This is a genomic window from Lactobacillus taiwanensis (genome assembly GCF_017894345.1).
Classification (GTDB): Bacteria; Bacillota; Bacilli; order Lactobacillales; family Lactobacillaceae; genus Lactobacillus; species Lactobacillus taiwanensis.
This window is the reverse complement of sequence record NZ_CP059276.1, coordinates 1,370,165-1,388,394: the sequence shown is the minus strand read 5'-3', so window position 1 is coordinate 1,388,394 and position 18,230 is coordinate 1,370,165. Positions and strand designations below refer to the sequence as shown.

The window sequence follows — 18,230 nt, the reverse complement described above, 5'->3', positions numbered from 1 at the left end:
ATTAGTTTGGTATACTCATATTTGAATTATTGCAAAAAGTTGAGAGGATATTATGGCAGATATTGGAGATAAATTACGCAGTGCTCGTAAAGCAAAGGGTATGTCAATTGAAGATGTTGAAAAAATAACTAAAATTCAGCGTAGATATCTTACTGCAATTGAAAATAATGATTTTGATCAATTGCCAGGAGATTTCTATGTCAGAGCTTTTATTAGACAATTTGCTGATGTAGTTGGTTTGAATGGTAAAGAATTGCTAGCAGATTATAAGTCTGAAGTACCCGAAGCAAAGCCTGAAGAATATGTCGAAAATTCAATCGACAATAAGAGTGAGAGGATTAAGGAAACCACCAATAACCGTAAAGGTATGTGGCGTAGTTACTTGCCACAGATTGCAACAGTAGTTGGAGTTGTATTAGTAATTTTAGTAGTTTATATTGTTTATACTCGCTTCTTTACTGGTACTAACCAACAATCAGCAAATCAAGCCGAAAATGTAACTGTTTCTTCTTCTCGTATTAAATCTTCAAAATCCAAAACTTCATCAAAGAAGAAATCAATTCCAAAGAATGCAAGTTCAGAAGTTAAAATTTCTAGTTTAGGTAATAATAGTTACCGTGTTAGTGGGATGAAGAATGATCGGACTTTAACTTTAGGAACAACTACTAATGAAGTTTGGGCACAAATTTTAGTTAATGGTTCTTCTGTTTGGCAAGGAACTTTGAAGGCTAATGGTAAACATTCAGTTCAACTACCAGAAAATGTGAATAATGTTTCTGTACAAATGGGAAATAGTGTTTCAACTACCTTAACTTTAGCTGGTAAAAAAGTAGATGCACGTAGTAAAACTAACCCAGCATCACCATTAACTTTAAAATTTACTTTTAATAGCAAAGATAGCAAAAACAGTAATAATCAACAAAATAATGCTGCGACTCAAAACTCTCGTTCTACTAATACTGTAAATACACAAACTCAGCAAAATCAAAATACTCAAAACAGCCAAAGCGTACAAAATAATCAAAATGTGCAACAAAATGTAAAAAATACGCAAGGACAAACAAATACTAATCAAAATAATGGAGGTCAAAGTAACCGTTAATGAACTTACCAAATAAATTAACTATGTTCAGAATCTTTATGATTCCGGTCTTTATGCTGGTTCTAATTTTTAATTGGCCAGCTGGTGGGACAACTTTCTTAGGAGCACATATTTACTGGTCTCATGTATTAGCTGCTGTAATTTTTGCTGTAGCTTCAATAACTGACTTTTTAGATGGACATATTGCCCGTTCAAGAAATTTGGTTACTAATTTTGGAAAATTTGCTGATCCATTAGCAGATAAGATGTTAACGATGACAGCATTTGTATTTTTGATCTCATTAGATTTAGCACCAGCATGGGTTGTAGCAATCATTGTTTGCCGTGAGTTAGCTGTTACGGGTTTACGTTTGATTTTAGCTGAAAATAAAGGTCAAGTTTTAGCAGCAAAGATGCCAGGTAAAATTAAGACAACTACACAGATGTTATCAATTATTTTCTTATTATTTGGTGATGTATACTACATTGGTACTATTTTGTTGTATATTTGCCTAATCTTTACTATTTACTCAGGTTATGATTACTTTAGACAAAGTGGCGATGTATTTAAAGGTGAAATATAGATTTGAAAGAAGCAGGAATGCTTCTTTTTTTTGAAAAAAATTATTGGAATTTTGCGTAATAAATTATAGAGAATATAATATTGAACGTTAGTTCGTATTTTTCTTGCTTTTAGGTAATAAAACCAAGTATAATTATTGTAAATGCATAAGGAGGAAGAAATTTGGCTAAAGATGATAAAAAGAAGGCCCTAGATATTGCCTTAAAGAAGATTGAAAAAGACTTTGGAAAAGGCGCGGTTATGCGCATGGGTGAAAAAGTAGACACCCAAATTTCCACTATTCCTTCTGGTTCACTAGCTTTAGATGCAGCTCTTGGAGTTGGTGGATATCCACGTGGACGAATTATTGAAGTATACGGCCCAGAAAGTTCTGGTAAAACTACTGTGGCTCTTCATGCTGTTGCAGAAGTACAAAAGCGTGGTGGAACTGCAGCGTATATTGATGCTGAAAATGCCATGGATCCAGCTTACGCGGAAACTTTAGGCGTAGATATTGATTCATTGATTTTATCTCAACCAAACACTGGAGAAGAAGGTTTACAAATTGCTGATACATTAATTGCAAGTGGTGCAATTGATATTTTAGTTGTCGACTCAGTAGCTGCCTTAGTGCCAAGAGCTGAAATTGATGGTGATATGGGAGACTCTCATGTTGGGTTGCAAGCAAGATTAATGAGTCAAGCTCTTCGTAAACTTTCTGGAAATATTTCTAAAACTAAAACAATTGCTGTTTTCATTAATCAAATTCGTGAAAAAGTTGGGGTTATGTTTGGAAATCCTGAGACAACTCCGGGTGGTCGTGCTTTGAAGTTTTACTCTACCATCCGACTAGAAGTACGTCGTGCGGAACAAATTAAACAAGGTTCAGATGTTATTGGTAACCGTGTAAAATTAAAGGTTGTTAAGAACAAAGTAGCTCCACCATTTAAAGTTGCTGAAGTAGATATCATGTATGGTAAAGGTATTTCTCAAACTGGTGAATTAATTGATATGGCTGCTGATAAAGATATCATTAAAAAGGCTGGTTCTTGGTACTCATATGGCGATGACCGTATTGGACAGGGTCGTGAAAATGCTAAGCAATATCTTGAAGAACATCCAGACGTTTACGATGAGGTAAAAGCAAAAGTACGTGAAGCATATGGAATTGATGCTAAAGCAATTGAGGAACGAGAAAATCCTGAAAAAGTAAAGCAAGAGCAGGAAAAAGAAAAGGAAGCATCAGCTAAAAATAAAGATATTTCTAACGAGAAAAGTACAAAAAAAGAGTAAACAGATCCAATTAAACCTTGGCATTTAAATGCTAAGGTTTTTTGTATGATTGACATCACTTGCGGATACTTTTATTATTAATAATGTGTGAAATAATTCTATAAAAAGGCGATAGTAAAAGATATGATAAATACAATTTTAGTTCCTGTTGCTGTCGCTATTATTTCTGTCTTTGTTGGAGGTTGTGCTGGTTATAGTATCCGTAAGAATAAATGGGAAACTCAAGCACAAAATGCAGCTCATGATGCAAAACACATCTTGGCAGATGCGGAAAGTAAGGCTAAAGCTGTTGAAGCTGATCTTGCTTCACAAAAAGAAGCAATGAAGAAGGCTGCGGCTGATGCAAAGAAAGAAAAAATCTTGGAGGCACAAGAAGAAATTCATCATTATCGCGAAAGAGTAGATAATGAACTTAATGAGCGTCGACAAGAAGTTTCTAGACAAGAGAATCGCTTGCTGCAACGTGAAGATGCAATTGATCATAAAGATAGTCTGCTGGATCAAAAAGATTCCCAGCTCACACAAAAAGAAAACCAAATTAAAAAATTGCAGGCTCACGTCTTGGAAAAAGAAAAGAGAGCCAATCAGTTAATTATTGAACGTGAGCAGAAGCTCTATGAAGTTGCAGAGTTAAATCAAGAAGATGCTAAAAAGATTGTTTTAGATAAACTTTCAGATCAATTAGTGAAAGAAAGAGCTGAAATGATTGAAGAAAGTAATCAACTTGCTCAAGCAAAAGCCGATCATTTTGCTCGTAAAGTAATTATTGATGCAATTCAAAGTAGTGCAGCAGATACAGTTTCTGAAAAGACTGTCTCAGTTGTTAATTTGCCAAGCGATGATATGAAAGGACGTATCATTGGTCGTGAGGGTAGAAATATTCGTTCTTTTGAAGCATTAACTGGTGTAGATGTAATCATTGATGATACTCCAGATGTAGTTGTCTTAAGTGGTTTTGACCCAATTAGACGAGAAATTGCCAAAAGAGCATTGGAGCGTCTAATTAAAGATGGCCGAATTCATCCCGCACGAATTGAAGAGATGGTTGATCGAGCTCGTAAAGAAGTAAATGATGATATTTACGAAGCCGGTGAAAGTGCCTTGATGGAACTTGGCATTCATAAGATGCATCCAGAATTAGTAAAGATTTTGGGCCGATTGAAATATCGTACTTCTTATGGACAAAATGTTTTGTCACACTCTATTGAAGTAGGTAAATTAACAGGTGTAATGGCTGCTGAACTTGGTTTAGACGAAAAAATAGCGGTACGCGCAGGATTATTACACGATATTGGGAAGTCTATTGATCATGAGATCGAAGGCTCCCACGTAGAAATTGGTGTTGAACTTGCACGCAAGTATCATGAACCAGATTTGGTTGTGAATGCAATTGCTGCTCACCACGACGATGTTCCAAAATTATCATTTATTGCGGAATTAGTGGTAGCTGCTGATACAATTTCCTCAGCTCGTCCAGGTGCTAGAAGCGAATCTTTAGAGAATTATATTCGTAGATTAGAGCAACTAGAGACCATAGCGAAAGGCCATATTGGTGTTAAGCAAGCATATGCAATTCAAGCAGGCCGTGAGATAAGAGTAATGGTTGAGCCAGATAAAATTTCTGACGCTCGAACTACTATTTTGGCTCATGACATTAGAAATCAAATCGAACAAGATATGGAATATCCTGGTAACATTAAAGTTACAGTTATTCGAGAAAAACGTGCTGTTGCAATAGCTAAATAAAAAAGACGAATCTTTAAGATTCGTCTTTTTTATTTATAGTTTATTGTGTTTATATTTAGTGGTAGGTATAATGAAAAAAGAAGTTTAGAAAGTAGATTGTTATGTTTCAAACAATTGTAAAAATATTCTTATTAGTAATCATTACTGCTGCTATAACTCCTTTTATTAGAAAATTAGCTTTTGTATTAGGTGCGGTTGATAATCCAAATGCTCGTCGTATTAATAAAAAGCCAATGCCTACTATTGGTGGATTAGCAATCTTTGTTGCTTTTAATATTGGACAATTTGTCTTATTGAGGCAGGATTTTCCAACTCATGAACTTTTTTCTGTATTATTAGCATCTAGTGTTATCATTCTAACTGGATTAATTGATGATATTTTAGAATTAAAACCAAGACAGAAGATGTTTGGAATCTTTATTGCTGCTCTAGTAGTATATTTTTTAGCGGGAATTAAGGTAAAAGAATTAAGCTTGCCACTCTTAGGACATATTCAGTTAGGCTGGTGGAGTTTTCCACTAACTATTTTCTGGATTTTAGCTTTAACCAATGCTGTTAATTTAATTGATGGCTTGGATGGCCTTGCTACCGGAGTTACTATGATTTCACTCGTAACGATGGGAATTGTAGGATTTTTCTTTTTGAAAAGTTGGCAACATTATGTTCCGATTACCTGTATTATGCTTGCGGCCTGCTTGCTAGGATTTTTACCCTATAATTTTCATCCAGCAAAGATTTTTCTAGGAGACACGGGAGCGCTTTATATCGGATTCATGATTTCCGTATTGTCTCTAAAAGGATTAAAAAATGTAACTTTTGTATCTTTATTAGTTCCAATACTTATTTTGGGTGTCCCAATTACTGATACTGTTTATGCAATGATTAGACGAAAATTAAATAAGAGGAATATTTCACAGGCTGACAAGCATCACTTGCATCATCAATTGTTGAGAATGGGTCTAAGCCATCGTCAAACAGTTTTAGCAATTTATGGAATATCGCTTATTTTTTCATTTGTGTCATTGCTGTCACTTGTTTCTCCAAGATGGGGAATTTGGCTATTAATTTTAGGCTTATTATTTGCGGTAGAATTATTCGTCGAAACTATTGGCTTATTGGGTGAAAAATATAAGCCCTTACTTCATTTCTTGCAGAGAACAATTAATAAGATGGAGCGTGCAGATCCAGAGGTAAAAGTAAGACGTTTAAATAAAAAAAATACAGACAAAAAAGATTTACATTAGTGTATAGCACTAACGTAAATCTTTTTTTTATTGCTCATGAAAATTGAAATCGGTAATGGGAATTTCATTAAAGCGTTGATCAAGCTTTTTAAATTCTACTTTTCCTGATAATAAATTAGTTAGATCTTTTTCAACTTGAGGTATTTGCTCAAGATCTAGAAAAATTTGAATAGTTACATCAGTAGTATAGGCTTGGTTAGCAATTAAAATTTTACTTTCTTCTAAATAATGATTAACTTCATCAAGACGATTATAAGGAATAGAAAATTCAATTCTTTGTTGCATAACGCATTTTACAACACCAATGTTTTGAGCGGCTTCGGTAATTGAATTAGAATAAGCCCGAATTAATCCGCCAGCTCCTAATTTAGTACCGCCGAAATATCTAGTAACAACTGCGGTTACGTTTTTTAATTTCATTAGTTGAAGAGCTTTTAGTTCTGGAATACCAGCCGTCCCAGATGGTTCACCGTTGTCACTTGCTTTAACTTGGTCATCGTTTAAGCCAATTGTGTAAGCATATGTGTTGTGATTTGCATCATGATATTTTTTAGAAATCTTCGCAATAAAAGCTTGAGCTTCTTCAACTGTTTTAGTTCGAGTAAAAGAACAGATAAATCTACTTTTCTTAATAACTATTTCGTGTTGCCCTGATTTACTAATGGTTAAATAATTTTTTTGCTTTAATGACAAAAAATCGCCTCCAATTGCGTAATTAATATTAGGGTGATCGAAATGAATAAATTAAAAGGACGGCAATGGATCTATGATCAAAATAACCATAACATAAACATTAAAACGACAAAAGTGCCAGCAATGATAAATGGAGTTTGCCAAAGATGTAATACTGAATCGTCTTTTAGCCTGCCAGATGGACGCAAGTATTGCAGAGAATGTATTGGGCTAGGGAGGATAAGTGAAGGGGATGAATTAGAGAGAAGTTTAGAGAGTAGTTCATATTCGCCTTTACTCAATCCACTTAGTTGGAACGGAAAGCTGACAGAACAACAAGATGTGATTTCAAAAGGACTCGTTCAATCATTTAAGGAAAAAAGAGATCATTTAATTCATGCCGTAACTGGGGCTGGTAAGACTGAAATGCTTTTTAAAGTTGTAGAGACTGCTTTGAAAAATGGAGCAAGAGTTGCAATTGCAACACCTAGAATTGACGTAGTGGATGAATTATTTCCACGTTTTCAAATAGCTTTTAAAGCTGTAAAGATTGGTAAATATCATGGACGAGAATATCACGAAGCCGAAGATGAACAATTTATCATTTGTACTACGCATCAACTTTTAAAATTTTATCAAGCATTTGATTTGATTGTGATTGATGAAGTGGATTCGTTCCCATTTTATGAAAACAAAATGCTACATTTTGCCGCTGAAAAAGCAATCAAAGAAACGGGTTGTACCTTTTTTCTAACAGCAACACCTGATGAGGAGTTATTAAAAAAAGCAAAAAGAAAAGCTATAAATTATTCCTTACTTAAAAGGAGATTTCACCAAGGTTTGTTACCGGTACCTAAAGAAAAATACTTTTTAAAACCATTTATTTCTAAAAAAGGTAAGATTCATCCTGCCTTAATTAGTCAGATCAAAAAGATTCTTACGATGAAAAAGCCGCTTTTAATTTTTGTCCCTCGAATTAAAGAACTACCAATTTATCAGCAGCATTTAAGGACATCGTTTAATAAAAATAAGATTGTTAGCGTCTGTGCAGGCGATAAAGAGAGACAAGAGAAAGTAGCTAAATTTCGTACAGGAGAAATCGATATTTTGTTAACAACAACTATTTTAGAGCGCGGGGTAACCTTTAAGCATGTTCAAGTAATTGTGATTGCAGCTGATGATCCAATTTATAATACACCCAGTTTAGTTCAAATTGCTGGAAGAGTAGGACGAAGTGCCGATGATCGAAATGGATTAGTAATGTTTTGTTATCACAAATATACGAAAAGCCTAAGGGCAGCCATGAAACAGATTAGGATGATGAATAAATGAGTAAGTGTTTATTGTGTAATTCTAATTTTAGAAGACAAATTAATTACGAAAAGTTACTTTCTTTTACTAAAATTAAAGAAAAATATACTTGCAATTTTTGCTTAGAAAATTTTGCTAAAAAGTCGGGTAAATTATGTAGAGGATGTAGTAAAGAAGTAAAGAAAGAAGATTTATGTTCTGATTGTCTTCAGTGGCAAAAAATATATGGAAACAATTTATTAGACAATAAGTCTTTATATAAGTATAATGACGCTTTCCATGATCTTATGGTGCAGTACAAAAGATATGGAAATTATATTTTGTGTCATGTCCTAGCTGAATTAATTGATAATTTACCAGTAGCTGATTATTATGTCCCTGTACCTAGTTCTCCTAGCCATTTGGAGAGACGCGGTTTTGATACGATAAGGTCTATTTATCAGAACTTAGTTCCGCTGACTAATTTATTAATTAAAAACGATAATGAAAAAGCACAAGGCGAGAAGAATAGGAATGAGCGCTTATTAACTAAACAGACATTTCTAGCTATTAAAAAGGAAAATATTAATGGAAAAATTTTATTATTGGATGATATTTATACTACTGGGAGGACGCTTTATCATGCGCGGGATGCACTTTTAGAAGTATATTCTAATTGTGAAATAAATAGTTTTACAATAAGTAGATAAATCATTAGTAAAACCGCTTACAATTTGTTATACTAGATATGTAAAGAAAAACGTCATAAGACGTTGGAAGGAGAATCTACAATGTTAAAATACAATGTTCGTGGAGAAAATATCGAAGTTACTGATGCCTTAAGAGATTATGTTCAAAAAAGATTGACAAAGCTCGAAAAGTACTTCGAAATTAATTCTGATGTAATTGCTCACATCAATTTGAAGGTTTATCCAGATCACACTTCTAAGGTTGAAGTAACTATTCCACTTCCATACTTAGTTTTACGTGCAGAAGATACAACTGATGACATGTACAAGAGTATTGACTTTGTTTCTGAAAAGTTAGAGCGTCAAATTAGAAAATACAAGACTCGTATTAACAGAAAGAGTCGTGAAAAGGGACTAAAGGATTTCTTCTATGAAGATTTAGAGGAAGAAAAGAAGACCCCTAAAGAATTTGATATTGTTCGTAACAAGCACTTAGACTTAAAGCCAATGAGTGCTGAAGAAGCGGTTTTACAAATGGATCTATTAGGTCATGACTTCTTTGTTTTTGAAGATGCAGATACTAATGGAACAAGTATTGTTTATCGCAGAAATGATGGTCGTTACGGCCTAATTGAAACTAACGAATAATTAAGGTGATTTTAAAAATTAATAGTCTCTCAAGCAATAATAAAGCTTGAGAGGCTTTTTCTTGCAATAGTAGGTTTCTCATTTTTACAATTTAATGTTAAAATTACATAGTATTATTTTAGATTTGTGCACAAAATTTAAACTTAAGGACCGATTAAATGGCTAATATTCTTAAAAAAATTTATGACAATGACAGAAAAGAATTAAAGAAATTTGAAAAATTAGCAACTAAGGTAGAATCTTTAGCAGACGAATATGAAAAGTTGTCTGATGAGCAATTACAAGCAAAGACACCTGAATTTCGCAAGCGTTTAGATAATGGTGAAACATTAGATGATATTTTGCCAGAAGCTTTTGCGACAGCTCGTGAAGGTGCTAAGAGAGTTTTAGGATTATATCCTTTCCGCGTTCAAATTATTGGTGGTATTGCGCTTCACTATGGTAATATTGCTGAAATGATGACCGGTGAAGGTAAGACTTTAACTGCGACTCTACCTGTTTATTTGAATGCTTTGACAGGTAAAGGTGTTCATGTTGTAACGGTTAACGAATACTTGTCTAGCCGTGACGAAAGTGAAATGGGACAGCTTTATAAGTGGCTAGGTTTAACTGTAGGTTTGAACCTTAACTCAATGTCTGCAGATGAAAAGCGAGACGCTTATAATTGTGATGTTACTTACTCAACCAACTCTGAATTAGGTTTTGATTATTTAAGAGATAATATGGTTGTTTACAAGGATCAAATGGTTCAACGTCCGCTTAACTATGCAATTATTGATGAGGTTGACTCGATTTTAATTGATGAAGCTAGAACACCTTTGATCATTTCTGGTCAAGCAGAGCAAGCAAACAGTGAATATATCCGTGCTGATCGTTTTGTCAAAACTTTAACTGAAGATAAAAGTGACGATGATGCGGATGATGATGAAGATCATGGTGACTACAAAATTGATTGGCCAACAAAAACTATTAATTTAACTAATCAAGGAATTAAAAAAGCTTGTGAACACTTTGGTTTAAAGAACTTATACGATATCGATAACCAGGTTTTAGTTCACCACATTGATCAAGCTTTGAGAGCTAACTACCTTATGTTAAAAGATATTGATTATGTGGTACAAAATGGAGAAGTTATGATTGTTGATTCCTTTACTGGACGAGTAATGGAGGGACGTCGTTACTCTGATGGACTTCACCAAGCTATCGAAGCTAAAGAAGGAGTTAAGATCCAAGAAGAATCTAAGACTCAAGCAACAATTACTTATCAGAACTTCTTTAGAATGTATAAGAAATTGGCTGGTATGACTGGTACGGCTAAAACAGAAGAAGAAGAATTCCGTGAAATTTATAACATGGAAGTTATTACTATTCCTACTAACCGACCAATTGCACGTAAAGATTTGCCAGATATCTTATATCCAACTCTTGATTCAAAGTTTGAAGCTGTAGCAAAGGAAATCAAAGAACGGCATGCAAAGGGACAACCGGTTTTGGTTGGTACAGTTGCGATTGAAAGTTCAGAGCGTTTAAGTCAAATGCTTGATCAAAAGGGTATTCCACATGCAGTTTTGAACGCCAAGAACCATGCTAAAGAAGCAGAAATTATCATGAATGCTGGTCAAAGAGGAGCAGTTACAATTGCAACGAACATGGCTGGTCGTGGTACTGATATCAAATTAGGGCCTGGTGTTAAAGAATTAGGTGGCTTAGCAGTTATTGGTACTGAACGTCATGAATCTCGTCGTATTGATAATCAGCTTCGTGGTAGATCTGGTCGTCAAGGAGATCCTGGTATAACAAGATTTTATCTTTCATTAGAAGATGATTTGATGAAGCGTTTTGGTGGAGATCGCGTAAAGCTCTTCCTTGATCGAATCTCGAATAATGATGACGATAAAGTTATTGAATCACGGATGATTACTAAGCAAGTTGAATCAGCTCAAAAGCGTGTTGAAGGTAACAACTACGATACTCGTAAGCAAACTTTGCAATACGATGATGTTATGCGTACTCAGCGTGAAATCATTTATGGTGAAAGAATGCAGGTTATCTCTGAAGAAAAAACATTGAAGCCTGTATTAATGCCGATGATTAAACGGACTATTGATCATCAAGTTGATATGTATACACAGGGTGATAAAAAAGATTGGCGTAATGATCAGTTAAGAGATTTCATTTCGTCTGCTATTACTGATGAAGAAACTACTAAAAAGCTTAATATGAAGCACTTAAGTGCTGAAGAATTAAAGAAGCGTCTTTATAAGATAGCAGAAGATAATTATGCTGAGAAAGAAAAGCAACTTGCTGATCCAGAACAAATGCTAGAATTTGAAAAGGTTGTTATCTTGCGTGTTGTAGATGAACGCTGGACTGATCATATTGATGCAATGGATCAATTGAGACAATCTATTAGTTTGAGAGGATATGGTCAACTTAATCCATTAGTGGAATATCAAGAAGCAGGCTATAGAATGTTTGAGGAAATGATCAGTGATATCGAATTTGATGCCACCCGTCTATTTATGAAGGCTCAAATCAGACAGAACATTAGTCGATAAAACAAAAAGGGAGGCAGATAATGTCTCTCTTTTTTGCTATTATTAAAGTAATAATAATTTAAGTAATGCGAGGAATTAATATGGAAATTAGTGAAATTCAAGCAGAATTAAATAAGCTTAGTCCTAAATTAGATCACTTCAGGAGGTCTCTTTGACTTCGACTCATTAAGTGAAAGTATTGCAATTAATGAGCAGAAAATGGCTGAGCCTGGTTTTTGGGATAATCAAGATCAGGCACAGAGTTTGATTAGTGAAACTAATCAAATGAAGGAAAAAAGTGAGAATTTTAAGAATCTTGAAGAAAAATTTGATGATGCTCAAACGGCCTTGGAACTCCTTAAGGCAGATCCAGATCCTGAATTAAGTGAAGAATTATCCGAAGAAATGGGTTCTTTATCACAAAGTTTTCATGATTATGAATTATCATTACTGTTATCAGATAAGTATGATCAACATAATGCTTTGATGGAAATTCATCCAGGTGCTGGTGGTACCGAAGCCATGGATTGGGCTGATATGCTGTTAAGAATGTATCACCGATACGCTTCTAACCATGGTCTAAAATTCGAAATTGAAAATTATGAACCTGGTGAAGAAGCAGGAGCTAAAAGTGTAAGTATCCGAATTCAAGGCAAGAACGCCTTTGGCTTACTTAAGTCGGAAAATGGGGTTCATCGTCTTGTAAGAATTTCACCTTTTGATTCAGCTAAAAGAAGACACACTTCTTTTGCTTCAGTTGAAGTAATTCCTGAAATTGATCAGAGTATTGAAGTTGATATTAATCCAGATGACTTACGAATTGATGTTTATCGCTCTAGTGGTGCTGGTGGACAGCACATTAACAAGACTTCAAGTGCCGTAAGAATTACCCACTTGCCAACTGGTATTGTTACTTCATCTCAAGCTCAACGTTCTCAGCTTCAAAACAGAGAAACTGCAATGAATATGTTGCGTGCTAAATTGTTCCAGCTTGAAGAAGAAAAGAAGAGAAAACAAACCGAAGAGCTTAAAGGGAATCAAAAAGAAATTGGATTTGGTTCACAAATTAGATCTTATGTTTTTCATCCATATAATATGGTAAAAGATCATCGAACTAATTTTGAAACCAGTGATGTAAATGGTGTAATGGATGGAAAATTAGATGATTTTATCTATGCCTATTTACAATGGTTATTAAGTCAAAGAAATCCAAATTAAAGTTGAAGGAAAAAGCCTATGGGATTTGTAACTATTTTAATATTAGTATTGGTTGCCTTGGTTATTTTGAGTATCTTGTTTGCAGTATTTAAGTTCTTTATTGGACTTTTACCACTTGCATTAATTGTTGCTTTGATAATTTGGCTAATGGCTAAGTTTTCAGGTAGTAAAAAAGATAATAAGGTTTCAGATACTCATAATCCAGTTCAGCATCCTGCTAATAATCAAAAGCGAAAGAAAGCACGAAATGTTTCAGTCAAAGATGTAGAAGATAAAGAGGACAACAAAAATGGTTGAAGCAGTTAAAGTTAGTGAATTAGTAAAAGATGTTCCTTCACTTAAGATTGTTGAAGGAAAAGAATATTTAAATGAAAAGGTAATTAATACTTCTGATATCTCACGTCCTGGATTAGAATTAACGGGATATTTTGATTTTTATCCTAAAAATCGAATTCAGCTTTTAGGGAGAACCGAAATTTCTTACAGTGCTCGCTTAGATCATGATTTGCGTGAGAGAGTATTCAATAAAATGGCTACTCCGGAAACACCTTGTTTTATCGTGTCTCGTGGATTGCCAATTCCTTCTGAATTACTTGAAGCAGCGGATAAAGAAAATATTCCGGTTTTCTCTAGTAACATGGCTACCACACATCTTTCTAGTGTTATTACGCAGTTCTTAGATGAGCAATTAGCTCTTAGAAAGAGTATGCATGGTGTATTAGTCGAAATCTATGGTATGGGTGTACTAATTGTTGGTAATTCTGGTGTTGGTAAGTCTGAAACTGCCCTAGATTTAATTAAGAGGGGCCATCGTTTAATCGCAGATGATCGAGTTGATGTTTATCAAAAAGATGACAAAACCGTAGTTGGAGAAGCTCCAAAAATTCTAAAGCATTTAATGGAAATTCGCGGAATTGGAATTATTGATGTCATGAGCTTATTCGGAGCTGGTGCGGTTAAGAATAGTACTGAAATCAAACTAATTATTCGTTTACAAAATTGGGATCCTAAAGCTAATTATGATCGTTTAGGATTTAATGAAAAGACGCAAGAAATTTTTGAAGTAGATGTACCGCAAGTAACTGTCCCAGTTAAAGTTGGTCGAAACTTAGCAATTATTATTGAAGTTGCAGCCATGAACTTTAGAGCTAAGAAGATGGGATATGATGCAAGTCAAAAATTTGAACAGAATTTAACTGAGTTAATTTCAGATAATTCTAAAAAAAGTGAGGGTGAAAATAAAAAATGAGTTTAGCGTTAAATCCCGTAGCCTTTACTTTAGGATCACTTCAAGTTAAATGGTACGGGATCTTAATGGCTACTGGTGTATTGGTAGCAACTTTAATGGCGATTAATGAAGGTAAAAAAAGGCATATCATGCCTGATGATTTTATTGATTTCCTTCTTTGGGCAGTTCCAATTGGCTTTATTGGAGCACGTATTTATTATGTGGTTTTTGAATGGGGTTACTTTTCACAGCACCCAGATCAAATAATCGCTATCTGGAATGGTGGAATTGCTATTTACGGTGGATTAATTGCTGGATTAATAGTCTTGTTAGTTTTCTGTCATCAGAGAATGTTACCACCGTTTTTGATGCTTGATATTATTGCTCCTGGTGTTATGGCTGCTCAGGTAATTGCTAGATGGGGTAATTTTATGAATCAGGAAGCGCATGGTGCAAAAACAAGTTTGGCGTTTCTAGAAAGTTTACATTTACCTCATTTTATTATTCAGCAAATGTATATCAATGGCGCTTATTATCAACCGACTTATTTATATGAATCTACTTTAAACTTGATTGGTTTAATTTTGATTTTAAGTTTACGACATAGAAAACATCTCTTTAAGCGCGGCGAAATCTTTTTAAGTTATGTGATTTGGTATTCAGCTGTTCGTTTCTTTGTTGAAGGGATGAGAACTGATAGCTTGTATATTGCTAATACAATTAGAGTTTCACAAGCCTTAAGCTTAGTATTATTCTTTGGTGCGATTATTTTATGGGTTTATCGGCGTAAAGTTGTAAAGCCAAAATGGTATTTAGCTGGTAGTGGATTGAAATACCCGTATAATAGAGATTGAAAGAAATAGGTTTTATAGAAAGTTTGAGTAAGAAAATGGCAAAAATTGCAGTTTTAGGTAATGGTTCATGGGGTTCTGTTCTTGGATCAATGTTAGCAGATAACGGAAATGATGTTGTGTTATATGGAAACATTGATAGTGTTAACAAAGAAATTAACGAACACCATACTAATGCTCACTATATGAAGAATTGGAAGCTTAATCCAAATGTCCCAGCTACTGGAAATTTGGAGAATGCTTTAGATGGGGCTGAAATTGTTTTATTTGTTTTACCAACTAAAGCAGTACGTATTGTTGCTAAGAAGGTACGTAAAATATTGGATAAAACTGGTGCTACTCCTCTATTAGTAACTGCTACTAAAGGAATTGAACCAGGTAGTAAAAAATTAATTTCAGATATTTTAACTGAAGAAGTTTATCCTAATAATAGTGAAAAAATTGTTGCTATTTCTGGTCCTAGTCATGCTGAAAATGTGGCCCAAAAAGATCTGACTGCAATCGCATGTGCTTCTACTAGTGAAGAAAATGCTAAACGAGTTCAAGAATTATTCTCAAATAATTACGTTCGCTTCTATACTAATGATGACTTAGTTGGAGTTGAAGTAGGTGGAGCAGTTAAAAATGTTATTGCAATTGCCGCTGGTATTTTAGTTGGTAAAGGATATGGCGATGATGCTAAAGCTGCTTTAATGACTAGAGGTTTAGCTGAAATTACTCGTTTAGGCGTTAAATACTTTGGTGCTAAGCCAATGACGTTCTCAGGTCTTTCTGGTATTGGTGATTTAATCGTAACGGCTACTTCATCTAATTCTCGTAATTGGCGTGCTGGGAAGCAAATCGGTGAAGGAAAGAGCCTGGACTATGTCTTAGAAAATATGGGACAGGTTGTGGAAGGGGCTACTACTGTTAAAGCTGTCCATGAATTAGCAGAAGAAAAGAATATTGATATGCCGATTAGTGAAGCAATTTACCGTGTTCTTTACGAAAATGCTGATGTTGATGAAGAAATTAAGACAATGATGGGAAGAAACCCAAAGCCTGAAATTCAACTTTAGGCAAAAAGATTGCAATTTTTATTTTTTAATAGTAAGATATACTTACGAAAAGTAAGAATTGAGGCGAGAATATGTCTGAGAAAAAGACTTATGATGTAATCGTAATTGGAGCAGGTCCTGGTGGATTGACTGCTGCATTATATGCCGCTCGGGCCAACTTAAAGGTTGTAATTCTTGATCGCGGTATTTATGGTGGTCAAATGAATAATACAGCTGGTATTGATAACTATCCTGGCTTTGTAGATATTCAGGGACCTGAATTAGGTGAGAAGATGTATCAGACTGCAACAAATGCTGGAGCTGAATTTGCTTATGGCGATGTTCAAAGTATTGAGCAGGATGGTAAGAAGAAAATTGTTAAAACTGATTCAGGTGAATATGAAGCTAACGCTGTTGTTATTGCAACTGGTGCAGTTCATAAGCATCTTGGAGTACCAGGTGAAGAAGAATATGCTGGAAAAGGTGTCTCTTACTGTGCGGTATGTGATGCTGCTTTCTTTAGGGATGAAGATGTTGCAGTAATTGGTGGCGGTGATTCTGCTATTCAAGAAGGCCTTTACTTAGCTCAATCAGCTAAGTCGGTTACTGTTATTCATCGTCGTGATCAACTTCGCGCAAAGGCTGAATTACAAAAGAAGGCCTTTGAAAATGATAAAATGAAATTTATCTGGAATGCTCAGACTGAAGAGATTGTTGGCGATGGAAATAAAGTAGTCGGCGTTAAATACAAGGATAAAGAAACTGGTGAAGAAAAAGAAGTTAAAGTAGCTGGTGTATTTATCTATGTTGGTATTCAACCACAAACTGCTGCCTTTAAAGACTTGGGCATTACTGATGAACAAGGCTGGATCTTAACTGATGACCATATGCGTACTAGACTTGATGGTGTCTTTGCCTTAGGGGATGTTCGCTCTAAGGAACTTCGTCAAATCACTACGGCTGTTGGTGAAGGAAGTATTGCTGGTCAAGAAGTATACAATTACTACCAAGGCTTAAGTGAAGAATAAGACCTATCTAAAATTAAAAGCTGTCTATCATGAGTTGGTAGACAGCTTTTGTTGTACGTGAAATTAAAATTATTATTTTGCTTTATTCTTTACTTATCTTCATAGCCCTTTGGGTGGCTTTTGTGCCAGTTCCAAGCAGCTGCGATAACGTCATCAACATTTTCATGTTTTGGCTTCCAGCCTAGAACTTTACGTGCCTTACTTGAGTCTGCAACTAAGGAATCAGGGTCTCCGCCTCTTCTTGGTCCAATAGTGTAAGGGATGTCAATGCCAGTAACTTTCTTAGCAGCTTCAAGAATTTCTAAGTTTGAGTAACCTTGAGCAGTACCTAAGTTAAAGACATCAGACTTGTTAGTTTCCATTACGTGCTTAAGAGCTAAGATATGGGCGTCAATTAAGTCTTCAACTTGAACGTAGTCACGGACATTAGTACCGTCTTTAGTGTCATAGTCGTCACCAAAAATAGTAAAGTTGCCATCACCAGAAATAGCACTCTTTAAGATGTTTGGAATTAGGTGAGTTTCAGGACCGTGATCTTCACCAATTGAACCGTCACTTGAAGCACCAGCAACATTAAAGTAGCGAAGAGCGATAGACTTAATGCTGTCAGCCTTGTCAGCCCAGTGCATAATCTTTTCCATCATCATCTTGGTTTCGCCATAAGGATTGATTGGATCAAGTGGTGTATCTTCAGTAATCGGTAAAGTCTTTGGAATACCATAAGTAGCAGCACTTGATGAGAAGACCAAATACTTAACTTTAGCGTCATCCATTGCTTGAAGTAATGAAATCATACCTGAGACATTGTTGTCGTAGTATTTCAAAGGCTTTTTAACAGATTCAGGAACTAATGAGTAAGCGGCAAAGTGCATAACAGCATCAATGTTTTCGTCCCGTAAGATCTTGCTTATTAAATTAGTATCTTCGATGTCGCCTTGATAAAATTTAGCCTTTTTATCAACAGCCTTTCTGTGGCCAGTGTAAAGAGAATCTAAAACGACAACATTGTTTCCTTCTTCAATTAACTTTCTAACAGCGTGAGAGCCGATATATCCAGCTCCACCGATAACTAATACTTTCATATTTATAATACTCCTTCTAAATTT

17 protein-coding genes are annotated in these 18,230 nt (G+C 34.9%); 15 read left to right on the top strand and 2 right to left on the bottom strand.

What is annotated here, in order from left to right; translation table 11 throughout:
- Nucleotides 1–52 precede the first annotated feature (52 nt).
- The 5 genes from H1A07_RS06735 to H1A07_RS06715 all read left to right on the top strand — a co-directional run bounded on the left by H1A07_RS06735 (nucleotide 53) and on the right by H1A07_RS06715 (nucleotide 5,926).
- Nucleotides 53–1,102 (top strand): helix-turn-helix domain-containing protein, encoded by a 1,050-nt coding sequence (locus H1A07_RS06735; RefSeq protein ID WP_094496255.1) that lies wholly within the window; start codon nucleotides 53–55, stop codon nucleotides 1,100–1,102.
- Nucleotides 1,102–1,665, top strand: coding sequence for a CDP-diacylglycerol--glycerol-3-phosphate 3-phosphatidyltransferase (gene pgsA / locus H1A07_RS06730; RefSeq protein WP_094498678.1), 564 nt, complete (start codon nucleotides 1,102–1,104; stop codon nucleotides 1,663–1,665). Before H1A07_RS06735 ends, pgsA begins: the two co-directional genes overlap by 1 nt.
- Before the next feature lie 161 nt (nucleotides 1,666–1,826).
- Nucleotides 1,827–2,936, top strand: coding sequence for a recombinase RecA (gene recA / locus H1A07_RS06725; protein ID WP_210144770.1), 1,110 nt, complete (start codon nucleotides 1,827–1,829; stop codon nucleotides 2,934–2,936).
- Between the two features lie 123 nt (nucleotides 2,937–3,059).
- Nucleotides 3,060–4,682, top strand: coding sequence for a ribonuclease Y (gene rny / locus H1A07_RS06720; protein ID WP_094522991.1), 1,623 nt, complete (start codon nucleotides 3,060–3,062; stop codon nucleotides 4,680–4,682).
- A gap of 101 nt (nucleotides 4,683–4,783) precedes the next feature.
- Nucleotides 4,784–5,926: a glycosyltransferase family 4 protein gene (locus H1A07_RS06715; RefSeq protein ID WP_094498673.1), complete on the top strand. Its 1,143-nt coding sequence runs from the start codon at nucleotides 4,784–4,786 to the stop codon at nucleotides 5,924–5,926.
- 27 nt (nucleotides 5,927–5,953) lie between these two features.
- Here H1A07_RS06715 and H1A07_RS06710 read toward each other — a convergent pair whose 3' ends face one another.
- Entirely contained in the window at nucleotides 5,954–6,619 is a 666-nt protein-coding gene (locus H1A07_RS06710; RefSeq protein WP_210144769.1) for a YigZ family protein, read from the bottom strand.
- 123 nt (nucleotides 6,620–6,742) lie between these two features.
- On the opposite strand from H1A07_RS06710, the gene H1A07_RS06705 reads away from it, so the two are divergent.
- The 10 genes from H1A07_RS06705 (at nucleotide 6,743) to trxB (ending at nucleotide 17,124) form a co-directional block, all read left to right on the top strand.
- Nucleotides 6,743–7,930, top strand: a complete 1,188-nt coding sequence (locus tag H1A07_RS06705; RefSeq protein WP_244974191.1) for a helicase-related protein — start codon at nucleotides 6,743–6,745, stop codon at nucleotides 7,928–7,930.
- Nucleotides 7,927–8,598 (top strand): ComF family protein, encoded by a 672-nt coding sequence (locus H1A07_RS06700; RefSeq protein WP_210144767.1) that lies wholly within the window; start codon nucleotides 7,927–7,929, stop codon nucleotides 8,596–8,598. The genes H1A07_RS06705 and H1A07_RS06700 overlap by 4 nt, the downstream gene beginning before the upstream one ends.
- 81 nt (nucleotides 8,599–8,679) lie before the next feature.
- Entirely contained in the window at nucleotides 8,680–9,225 is a 546-nt protein-coding gene (gene hpf, locus H1A07_RS06695; RefSeq protein ID WP_057719579.1) for a ribosome hibernation-promoting factor, HPF/YfiA family, read from the top strand.
- Nucleotides 9,226–9,383: 158 nt separating this feature from the next.
- On the top strand, nucleotides 9,384–11,783 hold the full coding sequence (secA, locus tag H1A07_RS06690) for a preprotein translocase subunit SecA (protein WP_094496248.1): 2,400 nt from the start codon (nucleotides 9,384–9,386) through the stop codon (nucleotides 11,781–11,783).
- An 80-nt stretch (nucleotides 11,784–11,863) separates the two neighbouring features.
- Nucleotides 11,864–12,980, top strand: a protein-coding gene (gene prfB / locus H1A07_RS06685) for a peptide chain release factor 2 (RefSeq protein ID WP_210144766.1) whose coding sequence is annotated in 2 segments (ribosomal slippage) — nucleotides 11,864–11,935 and nucleotides 11,937–12,980 — 1,116 coding nt in all. Because the reading frame shifts where the segments join, the coding sequence is not laid out codon by codon here.
- Nucleotides 12,981–12,998: 18 nt separating this feature from the next.
- Nucleotides 12,999–13,277, top strand: coding sequence for a hypothetical protein (locus H1A07_RS06680; RefSeq protein WP_057719576.1), 279 nt, complete (start codon nucleotides 12,999–13,001; stop codon nucleotides 13,275–13,277).
- Nucleotides 13,270–14,229, top strand: a complete 960-nt coding sequence (gene hprK, locus H1A07_RS06675; RefSeq protein ID WP_057719575.1) for an HPr(Ser) kinase/phosphatase — start codon at nucleotides 13,270–13,272, stop codon at nucleotides 14,227–14,229. Before H1A07_RS06680 ends, hprK begins: the two co-directional genes overlap by 8 nt.
- Complete coding sequence (lgt, locus tag H1A07_RS06670; protein WP_094496247.1) at nucleotides 14,226–15,062, top strand: prolipoprotein diacylglyceryl transferase; 837 nt, start codon at nucleotides 14,226–14,228, stop codon at nucleotides 15,060–15,062. Before hprK ends, lgt begins: the two co-directional genes overlap by 4 nt.
- Nucleotides 15,063–15,097: 35 nt before the next feature.
- Nucleotides 15,098–16,117 carry an NAD(P)H-dependent glycerol-3-phosphate dehydrogenase gene (locus H1A07_RS06665; protein ID WP_210144765.1) on the top strand — a complete coding sequence of 340 codons (1,020 nt, stop codon included), beginning with the start codon at nucleotides 15,098–15,100 and terminating at the stop codon, nucleotides 16,115–16,117.
- 71 nt (nucleotides 16,118–16,188) lie between these two features.
- Nucleotides 16,189–17,124 carry a thioredoxin-disulfide reductase gene (trxB, locus tag H1A07_RS06660; protein ID WP_210144764.1) on the top strand — a complete coding sequence of 312 codons (936 nt, stop codon included), beginning with the start codon at nucleotides 16,189–16,191 and terminating at the stop codon, nucleotides 17,122–17,124.
- Between the two features lie 89 nt (nucleotides 17,125–17,213).
- Here the strand turns inward: trxB and galE are convergent, their stop codons facing one another.
- Complete coding sequence (gene galE / locus H1A07_RS06655; RefSeq protein WP_210144763.1) at nucleotides 17,214–18,206, bottom strand: UDP-glucose 4-epimerase GalE; 993 nt, start codon at nucleotides 18,204–18,206, stop codon at nucleotides 17,214–17,216.
- Nucleotides 18,207–18,230 lie beyond the last annotated feature (24 nt).

What these genes read in the sequence shown, in the direction of transcription:
- pgsA (WP_094498678.1), top strand. Translation starts at nt 1,102, where the DNA reads ATGAACTTACCAAATAAATTAACTATGTTCAGAATCTTTATGATTCCG.
- hprK (WP_057719575.1), top strand. Translation starts at nt 13,270, where the DNA reads ATGGTTGAAGCAGTTAAAGTTAGTGAATTAGTAAAAGATGTTCCTTCA.
- H1A07_RS06715 (WP_094498673.1), top strand. Translation starts at nt 4,784, where the DNA reads ATGTTTCAAACAATTGTAAAAATATTCTTATTAGTAATCATTACTGCT.
- H1A07_RS06735 (WP_094496255.1), top strand. Translation starts at nt 53, where the DNA reads ATGGCAGATATTGGAGATAAATTACGCAGTGCTCGTAAAGCAAAGGGT.
- secA (WP_094496248.1), top strand. Translation starts at nt 9,384, where the DNA reads ATGGCTAATATTCTTAAAAAAATTTATGACAATGACAGAAAAGAATTA.
- H1A07_RS06700 (WP_210144767.1), top strand. Translation starts at nt 7,927, where the DNA reads ATGAGTAAGTGTTTATTGTGTAATTCTAATTTTAGAAGACAAATTAAT.
- H1A07_RS06665 (WP_210144765.1), top strand. Translation starts at nt 15,098, where the DNA reads ATGGCAAAAATTGCAGTTTTAGGTAATGGTTCATGGGGTTCTGTTCTT.
- trxB (WP_210144764.1), top strand. Translation starts at nt 16,189, where the DNA reads ATGTCTGAGAAAAAGACTTATGATGTAATCGTAATTGGAGCAGGTCCT.
- galE (WP_210144763.1), bottom strand. Translation starts at nt 18,206, where the DNA reads ATGAAAGTATTAGTTATCGGTGGAGCTGGATATATCGGCTCTCACGCT.
- hpf (WP_057719579.1), top strand. Translation starts at nt 8,680, where the DNA reads ATGTTAAAATACAATGTTCGTGGAGAAAATATCGAAGTTACTGATGCC.
- H1A07_RS06705 (WP_244974191.1), top strand. Translation starts at nt 6,743, where the DNA reads ATGATAAATGGAGTTTGCCAAAGATGTAATACTGAATCGTCTTTTAGC.
- rny (WP_094522991.1), top strand. Translation starts at nt 3,060, where the DNA reads ATGATAAATACAATTTTAGTTCCTGTTGCTGTCGCTATTATTTCTGTC.
- lgt (WP_094496247.1), top strand. Translation starts at nt 14,226, where the DNA reads ATGAGTTTAGCGTTAAATCCCGTAGCCTTTACTTTAGGATCACTTCAA.
- H1A07_RS06680 (WP_057719576.1), top strand. Translation starts at nt 12,999, where the DNA reads ATGGGATTTGTAACTATTTTAATATTAGTATTGGTTGCCTTGGTTATT.